Here is a 20,923-nt window from a genome sequence, read left to right on the forward strand (position 1 = left end):
GGAAGCCTGTGCGAGACGGCGGAGGTTTCCGGCGCACCGCCCGATTACCGGCGCGGGGTGCGGAGGGCCGCGGCGCGCCGGGGAGAATGGCCGCATGACGACCGCCTCCTCACTGAACGCGTCCGGCCCCCCCGACGGGCACGGCCGGCGCGACGTCGTGCTGCTGGGCTCCACCGGGTCGATCGGGACCCAGGCCCTCGACGTGATCCGTCGCGACCCGGACCGGTTCCGGGTGACCGGGCTGGCCGCCGGCGGCGGGCGGGTGGACCTGCTGGCCGCGCAGGCGCTGGAGTTCCGCCCGGAGGTGGTCGCGGTGGCGCGGGCCTCGGCGGCCCAGGACCTCCAGCTCGCCTTCTACGCCGAGGCGAGCAGGCACGGCTACAGCTCGGGCGAGTACCCGATCCCCAAGATCGTGGCCGGTCCCGAGGCGGTGGCCGAGGTGGCGGCGTGGCCCTGCGACACCGTCCTCAACGGGGTGACCGGCGCGCTCGGGCTGGCGTCCACGCTGGCCGCCCTGGACGCCGGGCGCACGCTGGCGCTGGCCAACAAGGAGTCGCTGATCGTCGGCGGCCCGCTGGTGAAGGAGCGGGCGGCGCCCGGCCAGATCGTCCCGGTGGACTCCGAGCACTCGGCGCTCGCCCAGTGCCTGCCGGGCTGGCGGTACGGGGACGACGAGGCGACCCGGCGGGTGCGCAGGCTGGTGCTGACCGCCAGCGGGGGGCCGTTCCGGGGCCGCTCCCGCGCCGAGCTGGCGGCCGTGACGCCCGAGCAGGCGCTCGCGCACCCGACCTGGGACATGGGGCCGGTGGTCACCATCAACTCGGCCACGCTGGTCAACAAGGGCCTGGAGGTCATCGAGGCGCACCTGCTGTTCGACCTGCCGTTCGAGCGGATCGAGGTGATGGTGCACCCGCAGTCGGTGATCCACTCGATGGTGGAGTACGTCGACGGCTCCACCCTCGCGCAGGCGAGCCCGCCCGACATGCGGCTGCCGATCGCGCTGTCGTTGGCGTGGCCGGACCGCCTCGGCGACGTCGCGCCCGGCGTCGACTGGACGCGGGCGCACACCTGGGAGCTGTTCCCGCTGGACGACGAGGCGTTCCCGGCGGTGGCGCTGGCCCGGCACGTCGGGGGGCTCGGCGGCACCGCGCCCGCCGTCTACAACGCCGCCAACGAGGAGTGCGTGGAGGCGTTCCGCACGGGTCGGTTGCCGTTCACCGGGATAGTCGACACGGTCGCGCGGGTAGTCGATGAGCACGACGTGGCCGCCTCGGGCGTCACGCTCGACGATGTCCTCGCCGCCGACGCCTGGGCCAGGACGCGCGCCCGCGAACTGACCTGACCCGCCGGGGGAGAGGAGGCCGGTTTGGCCTATCTCCTCGGCGTGGTGCTGTTCGTCGCCGCACTGGTGGCGTCGGTGATGCTGCACGAGGCGGGCCACCTCATCACCGCCAAGCGGTTCGGGATGAAGGCCACCCAGTTCTTCGTCGGGTTCGGCCCCACCCTGTGGTCGCGGCGGCGCGGCGAGACCGAGTACGGCGTCAAGGCGATCCTGCTCGGCGGCTATGTGCGCATCGTCGGCTACACCACCCTGGAGGAGATCGCCGAGGAGGACCGGGAGCGGGCCTTCTACCGGCAGCCGGCCGGCCGCCGCGCCGTGGTGATCGTCGGGGGCGTGGTGATGAACCTCCTCACGGCGTTCCTGCTCCTCGTGCTGTTGGCCGCCGCCGTCGGGATCCGCGAGCCCGGCGCCGCGACCACGACCGTCGAGGAGGTCGGGGCGTGCGTCCCGCGCACGCTGGAGGCCGGGTGCGGGAAGGGCGACCCGCCGTCCCCGGCCCGACGCGCCGGGCTCTCCGCGGGCGACCGGGTGGTCTCGTTCGCCGGAACGCCCGTCGCCGACTGGGAGGGCCTGCGGGAGGCGATCCGCGATTCCCGGCCCGGGCGGACGGTCCCCGTGGTCGTCGACCGGGACGGCCGACGGCGGACCCTCCGGGTCCGGCTCGCCGAGGTGGACGGGGCGCCGTTCCTCGGGATGACCGCGCGGATCGTCGGTGAGGGCTATGACCGGCTGGGGCCCGGCGACGCGGTGGTCTTCGCCGTCGAGGGCATCGGACGGACGCTGGCGGCGATCGGGGAGGCGCTGGCGGACCTGCCGGGCGCGGTGCCCCGACTGTTCACCCCGGAGCGCGGCGAGACGCCCGGCGGGCAGGTCGGCAGCGTGGTCGGGGCCGGCCAGGCGTCCGGGGAGATCTTCTCCGCCGACTCCTCCTGGCGGGACAAGGCGGCGCTGTTCCTGTCCCTGGTGATCTCCATCAACATCTTCCTGGGCGCGCTGAACGTGCTGCCGCTGCTCCCGCTGGACGGCGGTCATCTGGCGGTGCTCGGCTACGAACGGGCGCGGGCCCGGCGGGCGCGCCGCCGCGGCCGTCCCGACCCGGGGCCGGTGGACATCACCCGGCTGATGCCGATCACCTATCTGGTCGTCCTGCTGCTGGCGGTGCTGGGCCTGCTGCTGATCATGGCGGACGTGCTGAATCCACTCGGGGTATCCCCTTAGTCACGGTGAGCCATCTTCTCCCGTTTCATTCGTCTACGGCGCTTAGGCTTGGTTCCGACGGAATCAGTCCGCGCCCCTGCAGCTTGAGAAGAGAGCGATGAGCGTTCAGATCGGAATGCCCGCAGTTCGTGCCCAGACCCCCACGGTCGCCGCCCGCCGTCGATCGCGGCAGGTGATGGTGGGGTCGGTGCCGGTCGGCGGCGACGCGCCCGTCTCGGTCCAGTCGATGACGACCACGCTGACCTCCGATGTCAACGCGACGCTCCAGCAGATCGCGGAGCTGACGGCCTCCGGGTGCCAGATCGTGCGGGTCGCGGTGCCGTCCCAGGACGACGCGGACGCGCTGCCGCAGATCGCCCGCAAGTCGCAGATCCCGGTGATCGCCGACATCCACTTCCAGCCCAAGTACGTGTTCGCGGCGATCGAGGCCGGCTGCGCGGCGGTGCGGGTCAACCCGGGCAACATCAAGAGGTTCGACGACAAGGTCGGCGAGATCGCCCGCGCGGCCAAGGACGCCGGGACCCCCATCCGGATCGGGGTCAACGCCGGCTCGCTCGACAAGCGGCTGCTGGCCAAGTACGGGCGGCCCACCCCCGAGGCGCTGGTGGAGTCGGCGCTGTGGGAGTGCTCGCTGTTCGAGGAGCACGACTTCCGCGACATCAAGATCTCCGTCAAGCACAACGACCCGGTCGTGATGATCGAGGCCTACCGGCAGCTCGCCGCGCGGTGCGACTATCCGCTGCACCTGGGCGTGACCGAGGCCGGGCCCGCGTTCCAGGGCACGATCAAGTCGGCGGTGGCGTTCGGGGCCCTGCTCAGCGAGGGCATCGGCGACACCATCCGGGTCTCGCTGTCGGCCCCGCCGGTCGAGGAGGTCAAGGTCGGCGCGGCGATCCTGGAGGCGCTGGGGCTGCGCGAGCGCGGTCTGGAGATCGTCTCCTGCCCGTCGTGCGGTCGGGCCCAGGTGGACGTGTACACGCTGGCCGAGGAGGTCACCGCCGGGCTCAAGGGCTTCCCGGTGCCGCTGCGGGTCGCCGTGATGGGCTGCGTGGTGAACGGCCCGGGCGAGGCGCGCGAGGCCGACCTGGGCGTGGCCTCCGGCAACGGCAAGGGCCAGATCTTCGTCAAGGGCGAGGTCGTCAAGACCGTTCCGGAGTCGCAGATCGTGGAGACGCTGATCGAGGAGGCGATGCGGATCGCCGAGGAGATGGGTGTCGAGGTCGACCCCGAGGGCGGGGACGGCGCGGCGCAGGTGGTCGTCTCCTGACCGTTCGACCGACCAGGGCTCCGGCGATCCGCCGGGGCCCTTTTCGTCGGCCCGGCGCCCATCACGATTCGGCAACCAGTCGACTCAGGCCCTCCCGTCATATCGGCCTATAACAGGACCATTTCCCCCGAATGTCACCAGCGGGACTCCTGGGAGAGTCCTGCGGACTAGGGGGTTTCGTAAAGAAACTCATTGCCCTCGCGGCGACCGTCGCGACGGGGCTCGCCCTGACACCCGCGGGTCCGGCCGCGGCGGCCCCACCGACGACGGCGGCCCGTGCGCCGGCCGGCATCGACTGGAAGCCCTGTCCGGACACCGATCCGGTCCTCGGCGGCCTGCTCAAGGGCCTCGAGTGCGGAACGCTCGCCGTACCGCTCGACCACTCCAGGCCCCACGGCAAGAAGATCGAACTCGCTCTCACCCGGGCCCGGCACACCTCGCCGGCCGGCGCGTACCAGGGCGTCGTGCTCCTCAACCGGGGCGGCCCCGGCGGCTTCGGACGAGACCTGCCGACCCGCTTCGCCACCGGCGGCAACGGACTGCCCAACGCGGTGGGCTCCACCTACGACTGGATCGGCTTCGACCCGCGCGGCGTGGCGGGCAGCGAGCCGAAGATCGCCTGCGACCCCAGCTACCTGTACCCGGGTCGGGCTCGGCCCGACTTCGTGCCGCGCACCGCCGCCCAGGAGCGCGTCTGGATCCGCAAGGCGCAGCGGTACGCCGCCGACTGCGGCCGTCGGTACGGCGACACCCTCCGGCACATCAACACCGAGAACGTGGCCCGCGACATGGACGCCATCCGCCGGGCCCTCGGCCAGTCGAGGATCAACTACTTCGGATACTCCTACGGCACGTACCTCGGGTCCGTTTACGCCTCGATGTTCCCCAAGCGCGTGCGACGCATGGTGCTCGACAGCGTGGTGCGCCCCAGCGGTGCCTGGTACGAGGCCAACCTCGACCAGAACGTGGCCTTCGAGAAGCGGGCCGACATCTTCTTCGCCTGGGTGGCCAAGTGGGACTCGGTCTACCACCTCGGCAAGACCCGCAAGGAGGTGGAGGCCGCCTACTACAAGGGCATGGCCAAGGTCAGGAAGGCCCCGATCGACGGCAAGATCGGCCCCGCCGAGTACAACGACGTCTTCGTGCCCGACGGCTACCGGAACTACACCTGGCCCGACCACGCCCAGGTGCTCGCCGACTGGGTGCTGCGGGGCGACGCCAACGGGCTGCGCGGGCAGTTCGGCGAGCCCGATTGGCTCGCCCAGAACAGTTTCGCCATCTACGCGGCCGTCGAGTGCCGGGACGCCTCCTGGCCTCGGAACTGGTCGCGCTGGCACGCCGACCACAGCCGTCAGTACCGCCAGGGCAACCGCTTCCTGACCTGGAACAACGCCTGGTTCAACGCCCCGTGCGCGTTCTGGCCGGTCAGGGGCGGCCCGGCGCAGCGCATCGGCGGCGGCAAGGGCGGCCCGAACATCCTGCTGGTGCAGCCGGAGAACGACGCCGCCACCCCGGTCGGCGGCGCCCACGAGGTGCACCGACTGTTCCCCTCCTCGCGGCTGGTGCTGGAGCGGGGCGGCAACAACCACGGGGCCTCGCTGTCGCCCAACGCGAACGCGTGCCTGAACGACATCGTCTCGCGCTACCTCGGCACCGGCGTCCGCCCGGCGTCCGCCAAGGGCGTCGACGCGGTCTGCCGGGCCATGCCCGCCCCGGACCCCACGAGGGCCGTCACCACGACGGCTCCGGTGGATCCGATCGCCCTGCCCGGTCTCCGCTGACGCCCCGCTCGTGACCAGAGGCCCCCGGTCGCCGGACCGGGGGCCTCGCAACATTCCCGGGTCCGGAGAGGTTTCCGGGAATTTGTCACGATTCGGCAACCGTCCCTTCAGCCCCTCTTGTCCCTTACATCCCGAACGACAGAATCTTCACCGGTTGTCGAACAGAGGAGAACTGTGAAGAGGCTCGTACTCGTCACGGCCGCGGTGTCGCTCGGGGCGGGACCGCTGTCCGCGGCCCCCGCGAACGCGGCCCCCGCGACCGCCTCCGCCGTGAAGTGGGGCAAGTGCGCGGTCAGCGGCCCGGACGACCCGATGACCAAGGCCCAGTGCGCCCAGGTCCCGGTGCCGCTCGACCACCGCCGGCCGAACGGCCGGAAGATCTCCATCGCGATCTCCCGGGTCAAGGCCACCGACCGGCGCAACTACCAGGGCGTCCTGCTGATCAACCCGGGCGGCCCCGGCGGCAGCGGCCTGGCCTTCTCGGCGGGCATGGCGCGCTGGCTCACCGCCGTCGGTCACCCGGAGACCGCCGCCCGCTACGACATCATCGGGTTCGACCCCCGCGGCGTCGGCTCCAGCAAGCCCGCCCTCACCTGCGACCCGAGCCACTTCAACCCGGTGCGCCCCGACTACCGCCCGGCCGACGCCGCCCAGGAGCGCGCCTGGCTGGCCAAGTCCAAGCGGTACGCCGACGCCTGCGCCCGGAAGTTCGGGTGGCTGCTGCCGCACATGCGGACCACCGACTCGGCCCGCGACATGGACGTCATCCGCCGCGCCCTCGGCCGGCCGAAGATCAGCTTCTACGGCTTCTCCTACGGCACGTACCTCGGCGCCACCTACGGCACGCTGTTCCCCAAGCGCGTCAAGCGGATGGTGCTCGACGGGAACGTGAACGCCAAGGAGGTCTGGTACCGGTCCCAGCTCTCCCAGAACGCCGCGTTCGAGCGCAACATCAGGCTCTGGTGGCGCTGGATCGCCAAGTGGAACGCCCGGTACGAGCTGGGGACCACGCAGGCCGCGGTCGAGAAGCGCTACTACCAGGTCCGCGCCCAGGCGAAGCAGCAGCCCATCGGCGGCAAGATCGGCCCGTCCGAGCTGGACGACATCGTGCTGAACGCCGGATACAACACCGGCTGGTACCCGCTGCTCGCCACCGCGCTGTCCGATTGGGCGGTCGGGAAGGACGCGGGCCTGTTGCTCCAGCTCGTCAACCCCGGCGGCGAGGACAACGACTTCGCCGTCTACAACGCCGTCCAGGCCGTCGACGCCCGGTGGCCCGCGAAGTGGTCCACGTGGCACAACGACGCCGTGCGGACTTACCCCAGGGCGCGCTTCAACACATGGAGCAACGTCTGGTTCAACGCGCCCATCCACTTCTGGAAGGTCAAGGGCGGCCCGGCGTTCCGGCTCAACGGCCGGGGAATGCCGGGCGTGCTGCTCGTGCAGTCGAGCCTGGACGCCGCGACCCCGTACCAGGGCGGTGTGGAGATGCACCGGCTGCTGCCGTCGTCCCGGCTGCTGGTGGAGGTCGGTGGCAAGACGCACTCCAACACGCTGAACGGCAACGCGTGCCTCGACGACCGGGTGGCCGCCTACCTGAACGCCGGTGGGCTGCCCGCCTCCAAGAAGGGCCCGGACGCCTACTGCAAGGCCGTCCCGGCGCTGAACGACCCGGATCCGACCGCCGCGCGCGGTGCCGGCCGGGTCACGGGCAAGGACCTGCCGGTGGGTCTGCGGTAGAACGGTTCTCCCTGAGGGCCCTCGGCGCGCGAGTCGGGGGCCTTCGTGGTGTTCTCGGCATGAATCGCTGGAAATGCGGTTGCGCCGTTCGAGGCCGGACGGCGGATACAAAGCTGTGGTGTTGAGCTATCCGCCACAGAGGAAGGCCGTCGGCCTGGCGATCGGCGCGGTCCTGGCGGCCGGCCTGGTCGCCGCCCCCGGCCCGGTCCACGCCGCGCCCGCCATCGCCTGGAAGCCGTGCCCCGCCAAGGACCCCATCGAGGGCGCCTCCCTCAAAGGGATGGAGTGCGGCACCCTGGCGGTGCCCCTCGACCACGACCGCCCCGACGGACGCCGGATCACCCTCGCCCTGACCCGGGTCAAGCACACCGGCCCGAAGTTCCGCGGGGCGGTCCTGCTCAACCGCGGCGGGCCCGGCGCGCACGGCCGCGACCTCCCCGCGCTGTTCACCAAGGCGCTGCCCAAGGAGGTCGCGCAGACGTACGACTGGATCGGCTTCGACCCGCGCGGCGTGGCGGCGTCGGACCCCTCGCTGGTCTGCGACGTGACGTACATGGACCCGGGCAGGCCGAGGGCCGACAGCACGCCGCGCGACCGCAAGGAGGAGGCGGCCTGGCGGGCCAAGGCCAAGGCGTTCGCCGACGACTGCGCCAAGAAGTACGGGGACGTGCTCCCCCACATGGGCACGGCGAGTTCGATCCGGGACCTGGAGGCCATCCGCGTCGCCCTCGGCCGCAAGCAGATCAACTACTTCGGCTTCTCGTACGGCACCTACCTGGGGGCGGCCTACGCGACGGCCCACCCCGACAAGGTGCGGCGGATGGTGCTCGACAGCGTGGTCCGGCCCAGCGGCGTCTGGTACCCCAGCAACCTCGACCAGAACGTGGCCTTCGAACGGCGGATCCAGTCCTTCTTCGGCTGGGTCGCCGCCAACCACTCCGTGTTCGGCCTGGGCACCAGCGCCGAGGCGGTCGAGAAGGCGTTCTACGGCGCCCGTGAGGCCCTGCGGAGCAAGCCGATCGGCGGGAAGGTCGGGCCCACCGAGCTGGACGACGTGTTCCTGACCGACGGCTACTCCACGTTCCGGTGGAGGACCCACGCGCAGGCGCTCGCCGACTACGTCGTCCGCAAGGACCCCAAGGCGCTCGGCGCCCAGTGGCAGCCGCCGGACCGGCTGGGCCAGAACAACTACACGATGTACGCCGCGACCCAGTGCCGCGACGCCGAGTGGCCCCGCACCTGGTCGGTCTGGCACGCCGACAGCACCCGGCTGTACGAGGCGGGCAACCGCTTCGAGACCTGGAACAACACCTGGTACAACGCCCCCTGCGCGTTCTGGGGCGTGCGGGGCGGGCCGCGTCCCCGCGTCGGCGACCCCAAGGGCCCGGGCATGCTGCTCGTCCAGGCCACAGAGGACGCCGCGACCCCGTACCCGGGGGCGCTGGAGATGCACGGGCTGTTCCCGGCGTCGCGGCTGGTGGTGCAGCGAGGCGGAGGCAACCACGGGGTGTCGCTGGCGGGCGACCGGTGCGTGGACGCCGCCGTCCTGGCGTACCTGCGGGACGCCGCGCTTCCCGCCGACCAGGCCGGGCCCGACGTGGTCTGCCAGGCCCCGCCGCCTCCCAAGGCGACCGTGAAGACGGGCCCGAAGACCCCGGCGAAGTCCGCGCGGCGTCTGCCGTCCGGGCCGGTGCCCATCCCCGCGAACGCGCCGTGGCCGGGGACGTCATAGTCTTGGGTTGTGTTGCCGAAGTCGGTCCGGGGCGAGTGACCCGTGCGCATGCTGGGATCGATGCCGGTCCGAGTGCTGGACGACCGGTATCGGGACAGGGTCCTGGCGATCCTCGACGCCGACCCGGTGTCGAACGTGTTCGTCAGCTCCCGGGTGCACGCCGTCGGCCTCGACCCCGGCAGGCTCGGCGCCCAGATGTGGGGCTACGTCCGTGACGGGCGGCTGAGCTCGCTCTGCTACTCCGGCGCCAACCTCATCCCGATCGCCGCCGACTCCGAGGCGGTCCGCGCCTTCGCCGAACGGGCCCGCGTCCAGGGGCGGCGGTGCTCGTCGATCGTGGGGCAGGCCGACGCGGTGACGGAGCTGTGGGAGCTGCTGTCCCCGCATTGGGGGAACCCCCGTGCCGTCCGCGCCCACCAGCCGGTGATGTCCACGTCGGAACGGTCCCCGATCCCGCCCGATCCCCGGGTGCGGCGCGTGCGGATGGACGAGTTCGACATCGTCTACCCGGCCTGCGTGTCGATGTTCACCGAGGAGGTGGGCGTCTCGCCCAACACCGGTGACGGGGGAGTGCTCTACCGGGCGCGGGTGGCGGAGCTGATCCGGGCCGGGCGCTCGTTCGCCCGCATCGAGAACGGCCGGGTGCTGTTCAAGGCCGAGGTCGGCGCCGCGACCCCGTACGCCTGCCAGGTGCAGGGCGTGTGGGTCGACCCCGACCTGCGCGGCCGGGGCCTGTCGGTGATCGGCATGGCGGCGCTGGTGAACGAGGCCCTGCGCACGATCGCCCCGACGGTCTCGCTGTACGTCAACGACTACAACACCCGGGCCCGCGCCGCGTACCGCCGGGTGGGGTTCACCGAGGTCGACACGTTCATGTCGGTGCTGTTCTGAGCCGGGGGGCTCACCGCACGAGCAGGTCCAGCAGCCGTTCGACCTCCGCGGCCGGGTCGTCGGTGATGCCCGGATGCACCGGCCCGGGCTGCACCACGGTGCTGCGCGGCGCGGTCAGCCAGCGGAACCGGCTGCCCGGCGACTCGCCGCCCGCCTGACCGGCCTCGTCGCCGCCGTGGCAGAGGCGCGCGACCGCGTGCAGTGCCGCCCGCACCCCGGCCAGGTCGAGCGCCGGGTCCAGCGCCCGCAGCCGCTCCTCGTCCACATGGAGCCGGCACTCCAGGAAGTCCACGGCGCGGCAGTGCACCAGGACACCCACGTTCATGACCTCGCCCCGCTCGGGCCGGGGAACGATCCGCAGCACCGCGTACTCGAAGACCGTGCTCATGGTCGCGCCTCCGGCACTCCGGCGAACGGGTGGTTCGACGCGGCGTCTTCCCTCGTCACGTGCCCGCTCGTTCCTCGCTGCGCGCGCTCCTCAGTCCAGACGCCGCGCACCCGCTCGTGGCTCATGGTCGCGCCTCCGGCACTCCGGCGAACGGGTGGTTCGACGCGGCGTCTTCCCTCGTCACGTGCTCGCTCGTTCCTCGCTGCGCGCTGCCCTCGGGCCGGACGCCGCGCACCCGCTCGCTCATTGGACGGGACCGCCCAACCAGCTCGGGCGATTGTCGGTGGTGCGGGGGGCCGGACGGCGGGAGCCTGCGGTGAGGTCCGGGAGCCAGGCGCGGGGGTCGCCGGCGCGGGTCAGCAGGAGATCGACGTAGGCGTCGCGGACGGCGGAGGCGTCGTCGAAGCCGGGCTCGCCCTCCAGCCAGCGGTCGGGCACGAGGGCGGTGATCTCGCGCAGCAGCTCCTTGGTGACGAGCGGCAGCAGGGATCGCTCGGCCTCGGCCAGGCGGGTCGCGTAGGGGACCATGACGTGGTCGTCGACGTCGTAGGGGCGCAGGATCAGCTTGGCGGCGTTCGCCCACGCGTGGTGGAAGTAGAGGCCGGCGCCGTGGTCGATCAGCCAGACGTCGCCGTGCCAGACCAGCAGGTTGGGGTTGCGCCAGCTCCGGTCGACGTTGCCGATGAACGCGTCCAGCCACAGCAGCCGGGAGGCGAAGCCGGCGTCGGCGGTCCAGCCGAGCGGGTCGTAGCCGAGGGAGCGGGGGAGGAAGTCCACCCCCAGGTTCCAGCCGGTGCTGGCCTTGAGCAGGTCCTGCACGTCCGGGTCGGGCTCGTGCCGGGCGATGGCCGGGTCCAGGTCGATGATCTTCAGATCGGGCACCCGGAAGCCGAGCCGGCGGGCCAGCTCACCGGCGACGATCTCGGCGACCAGCGCCTTGCGGCCCTGTCCGGCGCCGGTGAACTTCATGACGTAGGTGCCCAGGTCGTCGGCCTCCACGATGCCGGGCAGCGAGCCGCCCTCGCGCAGCGGCGCCACGTACCGGGTGGCGGTGACTTGAGGCAGCACGCGACCTACCCTAGGGCCTCGTGGACTGGTTCGATCTCACCGTGCCGGTGGTCACGGGCATGCCGGTGTATCCCGGCGATCCCGAGGTCGAGGTGACGGCCGCGCTCACCGTGTCGGAGGACGGCGTCAACGTGGCGCGCGTGCATCTGGGCTCGCACACGGGCACGCACGTGGACGCGCCGTTCCACATCGACGACCGGCTGCCGCGCCTGGACGACCTGCCGCTCGATCGGTTCGGCGGGCGCGCGGTGCCGATGGACGTGCGGGGCCTGCCGCCGCGCTCCGCCATCGGCCCGGAGCGGCTCCCGGACGGCCTGGGGCCCGGCGCGGTGCTCCTGGTGCACACGGGCTGGTCTCGGCATTGGGGCACGTCGCGATACGCGGCCCATCCGTACCTGGCCCCGGAGACGTGCGCGGCGATCGTGGCCGCCGGGGTGCGGACGGTCGGTGTCGACGCGCTCAGCGTGGACCGCACGCCCGAGTCGGGCGCCGACGACTTCTCACTGGCCGCGCACCGCGCGCTGCTGGGGGCGGGCTCGGTGATCGTGGAGAACCTCACCGGCCTGGAACGTCTGCCGGACGAGGACGTGGAGGTGTTCGTGCTCCCGCTGCGGCTGATGGGCGACGGGGCCCCGGCCCGCGCGGTGGCCCGAACACGGCCGTGAACCGGCCGCGCTCACCTGATCATCCGAAAGCAGGTCCACACGGGGAAGCGGTAGTACCGGCCCTGGCCGGCCTTGACGGTGCCCAGGATCAGGAACACCCACTGGGCCACCGCGTGGAAGACCACCATGGGGACGGCCAGCAGGAACCAGATCGGGTCGTCGGCAACGATGGCGAGCGGAATGGCCACCAGTAGCGGCACCAGCATGTGGATCAGCACGGTGATCCCGTAGTTCAGGGACTGCGCCGCGTGGAACCGGCTGAACGGCGAGGTGTTCTTCTTGGCGAAGTAGACGATCAGCGGGGCGATGAAGCCCACGATCAGCGTCCCGAGGTAGGCCATCAGCGCCCAGGTCGTGTCGTCCCCGCTGGGCCCGTTCGGCACTCCGGGCGGGCCGTAGCCGTACCACTGGTCGTGCGGGCCGTGGCCGTACTGGTACTGGTAGCCGGGCGGCGGCTGGTGCGGGCCGGGGGGGCCGGTCATGCGATGTCCTCGGGGACGCTTGATGTGACGGTCGTGAGTGAATCTACCCTTCCCCGGCGAACCGGACGCGTCCGCCGATCTCGGCCTCGCCCGGAACACCCACAGACCACCACATAGTGGTCTACCGTGCGGGCATGGCGACTGTGCTCGTGGTGGAGGACGACCCCTACGTCCGGGCCGCCCTGATCCGGGAGCTGGCGACCCGCTCCCACACGGTGCGGAGCGCGGGCACCGCGATGGACATGCTCCAGGAGATCGCCCGGCGTCCGCCCGACCTCGTCATCCTGGACCTGGGACTGCCCGACCTCGACGGGGCCGAGGCGCTCAAGATGCTGCGCGGGGTGTCCGACGTGCCGGTCATCATCGCCACCGCCCGCGACGACGAGACCGAGACGGTGCGGCTGCTGAACGCGGGCGCCGACGACTACCTGGTCAAGCCGTTCACCGCCGAGCACCTCTGCGCCCGACTGTCGGCGCTGCTGCGGCGCACCGGCCGGCCCGGCCCGGTGGTGCGGCTGGCGGTCGGCGGACTGCGCATCGACGTGGACCGCCGCGAGGCCGCCCTCGACGACGGCGCCCTGGAGCTGACCCGCCGGGAGTTCGACCTGCTGGCCTACCTCGCCGCCCGACCCGGACGGGTGGTGTCCCGCCGCGAACTGCTCGCCGAGGTGTGGCACCAGGCGTACGGCGACGACCAGACCATCGACGTGCACCTGTCCTGGCTGCGCCGCAAGCTCGGCGAGACCGCCGCCGCCCCCCGCTACCTGCACACCGTCCGCGGCGTCGGTGTCAGGCTGGCCGCCCCGGAGACCGTCCCGGACCCGTCGTGAGGCGTGCGCTCGGCCTCGTCGCGCTGGCCGTCACCGCGATGGTGGCCCTGGCCTTCCTCATCCCGCTGGCGTTCACCGTCCGGGAGATCACGCGGGACCGGGCGCTGGGCGCCGCCGAACGCGAGGCCGCCTCGATGGGCCCCCTGCTGTCCCTGTCGGCCGAACCCGCGGGCGTCGAACGCGCCATGGCGGCCACCGACGCCGGGGCCGACGGTCGGATGGCCGTGCACCTGCCCGGCGGGACCGTCCTCGGCACCGGCCGGGCCCGCGAGGAGGAGGTCGCCCGGGCCTTCCGCCGGGGCCGGTTCGCGAGCATCGGGGTGCCCGGCGGGCGGGTCGTCCTCCAACCTGTCGCGCTTCCCGAGGGCGGTGTGGCGGTGGTCGAGGTGTTCCTGCCCGGCGGTGAGCTGGACCGCGGCGTTCGGAAGGCGTGGCTGGCGATGGCCGCCGTCGGGGCGGTGCTGGTGGCCGGATCCGTGGTGGCCGCCGACCGGATGGGCACCCGCGTCGTCCGCGCCACCCAGCGCCTGGCCGACGCGGCGGGCGCCCTCGGCGACGGCGACCTCAGCGTCCGCATCGAGCCCGAGGGCCCGCCGGAACTGGTGGAGGCGGGCCTCGCCTTCAACGCCATGGCCGACCGGGTGACCCAGTTGCTGGCCGCCGAGCGCGAGATGGCCGCCGACCTGTCCCATCGTCTGCGCACCCCGCTGGCCGCGCTGCGCCTCAACGCCGAGGCCCTCGACACCGGCCCCGTCGGCGACCAGACCCGCGAGGCCGTCGACCGGCTCGAACGCGAGGTCGACCAGATCATCCGCGCCGCCCGCCGTCCCGCCGGCCGGGGGAGCTGCGACGCCGCCCGCGTGCTGCGCGACCGCGTCGCCTTCTGGTCCGCCCTCGCCGAGGACGAGGGCCGCTCCTGCGAGCTGATCGGCGCGGGGCGGGAGGCCCCGGCGCCGCTCCCGGCGGGCGAACTGGAGGCCGCCGTGGACGCGCTGCTCGGCAACGTCTTCCGGCACACCGCCGAGGGGACCGGCTTCGCCGTCACCCTGCACGTCGGCGAGGGTGTCACGGGCATCCTGGTCGCCGACGCCGGGCCCGGCATCGCCGACCCGGACACCGCCCTGGAACGGGGCCGCTCCGGACGCGGCTCCACCGGCCTGGGCCTGGACATCGCCCGCCGTGCCGCCGAGTCCACCGGCGGCCACCTGCGCATCCACCGTTCCGCCCTCGGCGGCGCCCAGGTCCAGATGTGGCTGCGCACCGGGGAACGGGCCCCCGCCCGACGCGCCCGCCGTTCCCGCCGCCGCGCCCGGCCACGGCAACGCGCCTGAACGTGTTGTCCGAGAACGGCGACTGGACGAGGATTGCCCGCAATGGAACTCACCATCACAGCCGCGGACACCGGCGACGACCGGGACCTGATCTCGCTGCACCACTGGCTCACCCGGGACGCCGCGGTCGCCCGCCACGGCCGCCCCGAACTGGTGGCCCTGCCCCACGACGCGGGGGAGTTGGGCGGCGCGTTCGACGTCATCTCGATGGCGCTCGCGGACGCCGCCGCGATCGCCGGCGTCGGCAGCCTGTGGGTCGCCGTCAAGACCTGGCGGAGCACCCGCGCCCGTCCCCCCGCACTCCGGATCGAGTACGACGGCGTCACCGTCATCGTGGAGGAGGGCTCCGAGGTGGAGATCCAGCCCCTCCTCGACGCGCTCCGCCACACGTCGCCCCCCGATGACGCCTGAACGGTCCCGCGTCGTCCTCGTCGGGGTCTCGCGGTACGCCGAGCTCGACGACGTGCCGGCGGTGGAGAACAACATCGCGCGCCTGCGCGAGCTGTTCACCGACCCCGACCTGTGGGGCCTTCCCGACGCGCACTGCGTCACCGTCCTCAATGACGACGACCCGCGCACGGTGCCCCGCGCCATCCGCGAGGCCGCCCGAGCCGCCGGGGACCTGCTGCTGGTCTATTACGTGGGGCACGGGTTGCTGCCCTACGACACCGACCAGTTCTGCCTGGCGCTGCCGAGTTCCACCAAGGACGACACGTTCACGGCGCTGCGCTACGAGGACGTCCGGCGGGCGATGGCGACCGCGGGGCCGGGCGTCGCCAAGGCGGTGATCCTCGACTGCTGCTTCGCCGCCCGCGCCCTCGAAGGGGCGCTGTCCCCGCCCCCCGGTCTGGATGAGCTGTCTCGCATCGAGGGCGCCTGCATGCTCACCGCCGCCGACGAGACCACCCGCGCCCTGGCCCCGCCCGGGGAGCGCTACACGGCCTTCACCGGCGAACTGATCCACGCCATCGAGAACGGCGTCCCGGACGCCCCCGACCACCTGGACCTGGGCACCCTCCATCGGCACGTCGCGACGGCCCTGGAGGCGAAGTCCCGGCCGCGCCCGCAGTTCTTCGACCGCGGCCAGGGCCGGGACATCCGCCTGGTCCGCAACCGCCACCGCGCCACGGCCCTGTCCGACGGGCTGCGCACCCTGGTGAACGCGCAGCTCCGAGCCGCCGACGACTTCCCGTACCGCCTGGTGGGGGCGCGCCGCAGCGGACTGTCGACGGTTTACGTGCGCCAAGAGGTCACCGCGCATGCCGAGGCGGCCATGACATCCTCCGGCGGTCCCGTGGAACGGGAGATCGGACGCCCGGTCCAGACGACCGTCGTCACCAGGGCCGTCGAGGAGGCAATCCGCCTCCATTCCCACCTGGTCGTCACCGGGGGGCCCGGCCAGGGCAAGTCGACGCTCACGCTCCAGCTCACCGCCCAGCTCGCGCAGGCGTTGACGGGTGCCGGCGAGCCGGAACACCGACTGGTTCCGGTACGGGTGACCGCCGCCGCGCTCGCCACGCGCGAGGGCCCGCTGTTCGACCGGCTCCGGGAGGCGGCGGCGGCCGAGCTCGGCCTGCACCTGGACGCGCCGCTGCCCGCGCAACTGCTCCACGACCTGCCGGACGGCTGGAGCTGGCTGGTGGTGATCGACGGACTGGACGAGATCACCGACCCGGCGCGTCGGGAGTTCCTGATCCGACAGTTGGCGGCCAGGATGCGCGGGCCCTCGCATGGCCTGCGGCTCCTGATCACCAGCCGTCCCCTCGGCAGGGCCGAACTGGATCCGCTGCGCGGCGCGGGCGTCGGCGTCTATGAGCTGGAGCCCTTCGGCCCCGAACGGCTCCGGGACTTCGCGCGGCGCTGGTTCGGCGACGGCCGTGCCGAGGACTTCCTGCACGCCGCCCGCCAGGCGGGCCCGAGCGAACTGGTCCGGGTGCCGCTGCTGGCCACCATCACCGCCATCGTTTATGAGCAGCGGCCCGGGTCGGTGCTGCCGGGGAACCGGTACCTGCTGTACCGGCGCTATCTGTCGTACCTGCGGACGGCGCGGGCGCACGCGGCCGACGAGCAGTGGCGGGCCATCCGTGACCGCGTCCGGGCGATCCCCGGCGCCGACCCGGCCCCCCTGGACCACCTGCGCGACGAGTTGCCGCACCTGCTGTCGCACCTCGCCGACGCGGCCGTCGAGGGGAGCGCCGACCTGGCCTCGGTCGCGATCCGGTGGTCCGAGCGGCACGGCGGCGGCGATCCCTGGATCCCGGAGTGGCCCGACCTGGTGGCCGGGCTGCTGGACTCGACCGGACTGTTCGTCCACGCCACGGAGGGCCAGCGCTTCATCCACCACAGCTTCGCCGAACACCTCGCCGGCGAGTCGCTGGCCCGGCGGCTACCCCAGGCGTTCGACCCGGACGACCCCGTCTGGGCCGATGTGATCACCGCCGCGCTGGAGGACCGGCCGGTGGCGATGACCGCATTGATCGCCCATGCGAGCGCGAAGGCCACCGCGGAGCCTCTGCTGGAGTGGCTGGAAGGAGGCGATCACGACCGGCGGCTGCTGGCGGGCGGGCTCCTCGCCGAGGGCATCGCCACCGAACGCGCGGACGAGCATGTGCGGCGGTTCCTGGCCTTCTGCGACGAGTATCTCCGGGTGCCCGGACAGCCGGGGAGGTCACGGCAGCCGCTGTGGGACACCATCGGACGCCTCGGCGTGGATACGGCGACACGGTTCCTCAGTGGACTCATCGACGACCCGGACTGTTCCGTGTCCCTGCGAGTGGAGGCGGCGACCGCGCTGCCGCCGGCGGCCGGCGACAGGACGATTGCCACATTGCGCGCGATCATCGCGTCTCCGGAGACGGGGGAGGGAGAGCGCGCCGACGCCGCGAGGAGTCTCGCCCGCCTCGGGCCGAGTCATATCGAGGAGGCCGTGAAGGTCTTCAGGGACATCATCGCCTCACCGCGGACCCTGGGTTGGGACCGGGCCTCGGCCGCCGACGATCTGGCCACGGCCAGTCCCGACCATGTCGAAGAGGCCGCCGGGGTGCTCCTGAGGATCGCCACCGATCCGAAGGCGGACTTCACCGAGCGGTGTTTCGCCGCGCGGTGGCTCGCGGAGTGCGGCCCGGTCCATGCCGGCGAGGCCGCGACCGTGCTCCGTGAACTGATCTCGATGCCGGGGGCCAAGCCCTACGACCGTGCGTCGGCGGCCAGGGAGTTGGCCACCCTCGGACCCGAATACACGGATGAGGCGACGCTCGCCCTCCGGGCCGTCGCGAACGATCGGGAGAATTCCCCCAACATCCGCTGTCTGGGCGCACGGTGGCTGTCGTGGTGCGGGCCAAGCCGCGTCGGCGAGGCGACGGCCGCCCTCCGCGCCCTGCTCCGCGAGCCCGGTCACTCGCCCCGTGAGCGGATCGGCGTGGTGGAGCGCCTGTCGGAGATGGATCCGGCCGCGTTCGGAGAGTGGCTGGTCCTTGTCCGGCAGGCCATGGCGGACCCGGATACGAGCCCTGACGATCGCATCGACCACGCCATCTCGTTGGCCTGGAAGGGCCCCGATCACTGGGAGGAGGCCGCATCCGGGCTGCGCGGTGTCCTCGGGTCGCCGCACGCGGAGGTCGGGGCCCGGGCGCTGGCGGCCCGGTTCCTGGCCCACCTGATACCGGGATGCCAGACTGAGGGCGCTCGTACCCTGCACGGCATCATGACCGACGAGGATCAGCCGCCCCTCGCTCGCAGGCTCGCTGCGGAATATCTGGAAGGGCTGGGGCCGCGTCACGCCGCCACGGTCGAGCGGACCCTGCGCGCCATGGTCGACGCACCGCACCTCGGCGTGATCGACCGCGTCGCCATCGCCGACTCCCTGAGACCCTCGGGCTCGGCCGACGAGGGTGCCACGATCATGCGTGAGGCGATGAACGGGCCGGGAGGGCCGGCAGACCGGGCGTACGCCGCCTTCCGCTTGGCGAGCCGATCCGATGGCGTTCACCACGGGGAGGCCGTCGCCGTGCTCCGTGGGCTCATGGCCGAGCCGCCGACGAAGCCCTCCGACCCCGGTCAGATCGCCCGATGGCTCATCGACCTGCGTCCCGACCTCCGTGAGGAGGCCGTGGAGGCGGTTCGGGACGTCATGGTCGGGCCCCACGGATGGGAGGCCCGCTGTGCCGCCGCGGCCGACCTCGCCGTGGTGACCGAGGGCCGTGCCGAGGAGTCCGCCGAAGGGTTGCGCCGGATCGTCGCGGGCGACGTCGGAGCCTTCGCCCGGTGGCAGTGCGCCGAGGCGCTCCATCGGCTGGGTGCCGCTTATCGCGAGGAGGCGATCGAGTGGATCAGGCCGAGCCTCACCGCGGACACGCTGTACGAGCGCGCCGGAGCCGCGAACAGGCTCGGACGCCTCGATCAGAGTCTGGCCTCAGAAGGAGCCGAAATCCTGCGCGAGGTCATCGCCTCCCTTCGCGCGGGCGACACCCACTGGAGCGAGGCGTCCGACTGGATCGCGGCCGACGGCGACCGCCGCCCCATCGGAGTCTCGCTCGTCGTGAAGGAACTCGTCCCGGGCCCGGTGACGCCGCTGAGCGGGCTCAGTTTCTGCGCGCGGAACCTGGCCCATCTCTCGCCACGCGACACCGACGACGCCGCCGAGATCCTGCGCCGGGTCCTGACCGACGCGGAGGACGTGTACGACCGCGCCTTCGCCGCCGACCGGCTCGCGGGGCTGAGCCCGGCCTTCGTGGCCGAGGGGGCGGAGACCTTGGCGGGCGTGCCGGCCGACACGACGCTGCGTCCGGCCCTTCGGGCCCTGGTGGCGGGGGCCTTGGCCCGTCGCCGACCGTCGCGGTGGCCGCAGGCGGCCGAGGCCTTTCGGGAGATCATCGCCGACCCTCGCACGGAACCGGCGGCCCGCGTGTTCGCGGCCACCGAGCTGGCCAGTCTGGGGCATGGGTTCTTCGACGAGGCGATGAAGGTGATGGACCGGGTGTCGGCCGACCCGCACACCGACCCCGCCGACCGCGTCTTCACGGCCGCCGAGACCGCCCGCCGTGACTCGGCACGCGCGAGGACCGCCCCCGACGTCGTCAGGGCCGTCATCGCCTCACCGCACAGCACCGGCGTCGACCGGGCGCTCGCCGCCGCCGTGTTGGCGGAGTTGTCGCTCGGCCATCCCGCCGAGGCGTCCGCCGCGCTGGAGGAGGTGCTCGCCGCACCCGGGCTCGACGCGGGCGACCGTGGACTCGTCCTGCTCCTCCTCGGGGAGATCGCACCGAGGGCGGCCGAACGGCTTCGTTCACCAGGAGGGGGCCTCGGACAGTAGGTGGTCGCGGACCGCCGCGATGTGGGGGAGGCCGGTCGTGCCGGTGCGGGCCGCCAGGTAGAGGGTGTTGATCGGCGGGATCTCCGGTTCGAGCAGGGCCACCAGGCCGCCCGAGGTCAGCTCTCGTTCGCACAGGTAGCGGGGCAGGACCGTGACGCCCGCGCCGGCCACGGTGGCGGACAGGACGCCTCGGAGGTCGGGGGCGACCACGGCCGCGTCGCCGGTGGGGCGGGTGCCGAAGACGGTGCGCCAGTAGCGCCGGACGATGGGCAGTTCCTCGGCGTACGCGATCAGCGGGGCCTCGCGCAGCGTCGCCGCCGGGTCGGAGGCCAGGCGGTCGGGGTCGAGGCGCTCCGCCCAGAAGGGGGCCGCGACCAGGACGAACTCCTCGTCCGTCAGCGGGGTCGCGGTGACGGCCCTGCCGCGGGGACGGATCGCGGAGACCACCAGGTCGGACCGCCCGGCGGCGAGGCCCTTGAGGAGGTCGTCGGCGAGGCCGACACGCACTCGGAGCCGGAGCCCCCGGCGGACCAGACCGGCGAGCGAGGGCAGCACCCGCACGGAGAGGAACTCGGCCGGACCGGCCAGGTGCACGGGCCTGGCGAAGGGGTCGCCGGGGCCGATGCCGCGTTCGGCGATGGCGGTGAGCGCGTCCACATGGGAGGCGACCTGGCGGGCCAGCTCGTCGGCGACCGCGGTGGGCGCGACGCCTCGGGGGAGCCGCTCGAACAACGGCCGCCCGAGCTGCTCCTCCAGGGCGCGGATCTGGGCGGTCACCGTGGGCTGCGACAGCCCGAGCCGCGGTGCCGCCCCGGTCAGCGAGCCGGCGCGGTACACCGCGAGGAACGTGCGAAGCAGAGCCAGATCCATCGGCATC

General features: G+C 72.9%; 16 protein-coding genes. 12 read left to right on the plus strand and 4 right to left on the minus strand.

Features of this window, described 5'->3' with window-relative positions; genetic code table 11:
• Positions 1-94 precede the first annotated feature (94 nt).
• From dxr to DFJ69_RS22990, 7 genes are all read left to right on the plus strand, one after another.
• Positions 95-1,342 (plus strand): 1-deoxy-D-xylulose-5-phosphate reductoisomerase, encoded by a 1,248-nt coding sequence (dxr, locus tag DFJ69_RS22960; RefSeq protein ID WP_116024509.1) that lies wholly within the window; start codon positions 95-97, stop codon positions 1,340-1,342.
• A gap of 24 nt (positions 1,343-1,366) precedes the next feature.
• Complete coding sequence (locus DFJ69_RS22965) at positions 1,367-2,560, plus strand: M50 family metallopeptidase (RefSeq protein ID WP_116024510.1); 1,194 nt, start codon at positions 1,367-1,369, stop codon at positions 2,558-2,560.
• A 97-nt stretch (positions 2,561-2,657) separates the two neighbouring features.
• A complete protein-coding gene (gene ispG / locus DFJ69_RS22970; RefSeq protein ID WP_116024511.1) occupies positions 2,658-3,827 on the plus strand; it encodes a flavodoxin-dependent (E)-4-hydroxy-3-methylbut-2-enyl-diphosphate synthase in 1,170 nt (389 codons plus the stop codon).
• A 131-nt stretch (positions 3,828-3,958) separates the two neighbouring features.
• A complete protein-coding gene (locus DFJ69_RS22975; protein ID WP_116024512.1) occupies positions 3,959-5,608 on the plus strand; it encodes an alpha/beta hydrolase in 1,650 nt (549 codons plus the stop codon).
• A gap of 174 nt (positions 5,609-5,782) precedes the next feature.
• On the plus strand, positions 5,783-7,348 hold the full coding sequence (locus DFJ69_RS22980; protein ID WP_116024513.1) for an alpha/beta hydrolase: 1,566 nt from the start codon (positions 5,783-5,785) through the stop codon (positions 7,346-7,348).
• A 118-nt stretch (positions 7,349-7,466) separates the two neighbouring features.
• Positions 7,467-9,080, plus strand: coding sequence for an alpha/beta hydrolase (locus DFJ69_RS22985; RefSeq protein ID WP_245974529.1), 1,614 nt, complete (start codon positions 7,467-7,469; stop codon positions 9,078-9,080).
• Positions 9,081-9,128: 48 nt separating this feature from the next.
• A complete protein-coding gene (locus DFJ69_RS22990; protein WP_116024515.1) occupies positions 9,129-9,971 on the plus strand; it encodes a GNAT family N-acetyltransferase in 843 nt (280 codons plus the stop codon).
• 10 nt (positions 9,972-9,981) lie between these two features.
• On the opposite strand, the gene DFJ69_RS22995 is transcribed toward DFJ69_RS22990, so the two are convergent.
• Positions 9,982-10,359, minus strand: a complete 378-nt coding sequence (locus DFJ69_RS22995) for a DUF3037 domain-containing protein (protein WP_116024516.1) — start codon at positions 10,357-10,359, stop codon at positions 9,982-9,984.
• 243 nt (positions 10,360-10,602) lie between these two features.
• Positions 10,603-11,427, minus strand: coding sequence for a HipA family kinase (locus tag DFJ69_RS23000; protein ID WP_116024517.1), 825 nt, complete (start codon positions 11,425-11,427; stop codon positions 10,603-10,605).
• 20 nt (positions 11,428-11,447) lie between these two features.
• On the opposite strand from DFJ69_RS23000, the gene DFJ69_RS23005 reads away from it, so the two are divergent.
• Positions 11,448-12,092 carry a cyclase family protein gene (locus DFJ69_RS23005; protein WP_116024518.1) on the plus strand — a complete coding sequence of 215 codons (645 nt, stop codon included), beginning with the start codon at positions 11,448-11,450 and terminating at the stop codon, positions 12,090-12,092.
• Positions 12,093-12,103: 11 nt separating this feature from the next.
• Here the strand turns inward: DFJ69_RS23005 and DFJ69_RS23010 are convergent, their stop codons facing one another.
• Positions 12,104-12,574 carry a DUF4870 domain-containing protein gene (locus DFJ69_RS23010; RefSeq protein WP_116024519.1) on the minus strand — a complete coding sequence of 157 codons (471 nt, stop codon included), beginning with the start codon at positions 12,572-12,574 and terminating at the stop codon, positions 12,104-12,106.
• Between the two features lie 134 nt (positions 12,575-12,708).
• Between DFJ69_RS23010 and DFJ69_RS23015 the strand changes: the two genes are divergently transcribed.
• Genes DFJ69_RS23015 through DFJ69_RS23030 form a run of 4 tightly spaced genes read left to right on the plus strand, consistent with a single transcriptional unit; the run spans position 12,709 to position 20,046 of the window.
• Entirely contained in the window at positions 12,709-13,404 is a 696-nt protein-coding gene (locus tag DFJ69_RS23015) for a response regulator transcription factor (protein WP_211328711.1), read from the plus strand.
• Positions 13,401-14,735, plus strand: coding sequence for a sensor histidine kinase (locus tag DFJ69_RS23020; RefSeq protein ID WP_116024521.1), 1,335 nt, complete (start codon positions 13,401-13,403; stop codon positions 14,733-14,735). Before DFJ69_RS23015 ends, DFJ69_RS23020 begins: the two co-directional genes overlap by 4 nt.
• A 42-nt stretch (positions 14,736-14,777) precedes the next feature.
• The gene (locus tag DFJ69_RS23025; RefSeq protein WP_116024522.1) at positions 14,778-15,146 is read left to right on the plus strand and encodes an effector-associated constant component EACC1; all 369 of its coding nucleotides are present in this window, start codon (positions 14,778-14,780) and stop codon (positions 15,144-15,146) included.
• Entirely contained in the window at positions 15,136-20,046 is a 4,911-nt protein-coding gene (locus DFJ69_RS23030) for a caspase, EACC1-associated type (RefSeq protein WP_116024523.1), read from the plus strand. The genes DFJ69_RS23025 and DFJ69_RS23030 overlap by 11 nt, the downstream gene beginning before the upstream one ends.
• Here DFJ69_RS23030 and DFJ69_RS23035 read toward each other — a convergent pair.
• Positions 20,020-20,916, minus strand: coding sequence for a LysR family transcriptional regulator (locus DFJ69_RS23035; RefSeq protein WP_116026828.1), 897 nt, complete (start codon positions 20,914-20,916; stop codon positions 20,020-20,022). The genes DFJ69_RS23030 and DFJ69_RS23035 overlap by 27 nt on opposite strands.
• Between the last annotated feature and the right edge of the window lie 7 nt (positions 20,917-20,923).

Source organism: Thermomonospora umbrina, assembly GCF_003386555.1.
Classification (GTDB): domain Bacteria; phylum Actinomycetota; class Actinomycetes; order Streptosporangiales; family Streptosporangiaceae; genus Thermomonospora; species Thermomonospora umbrina.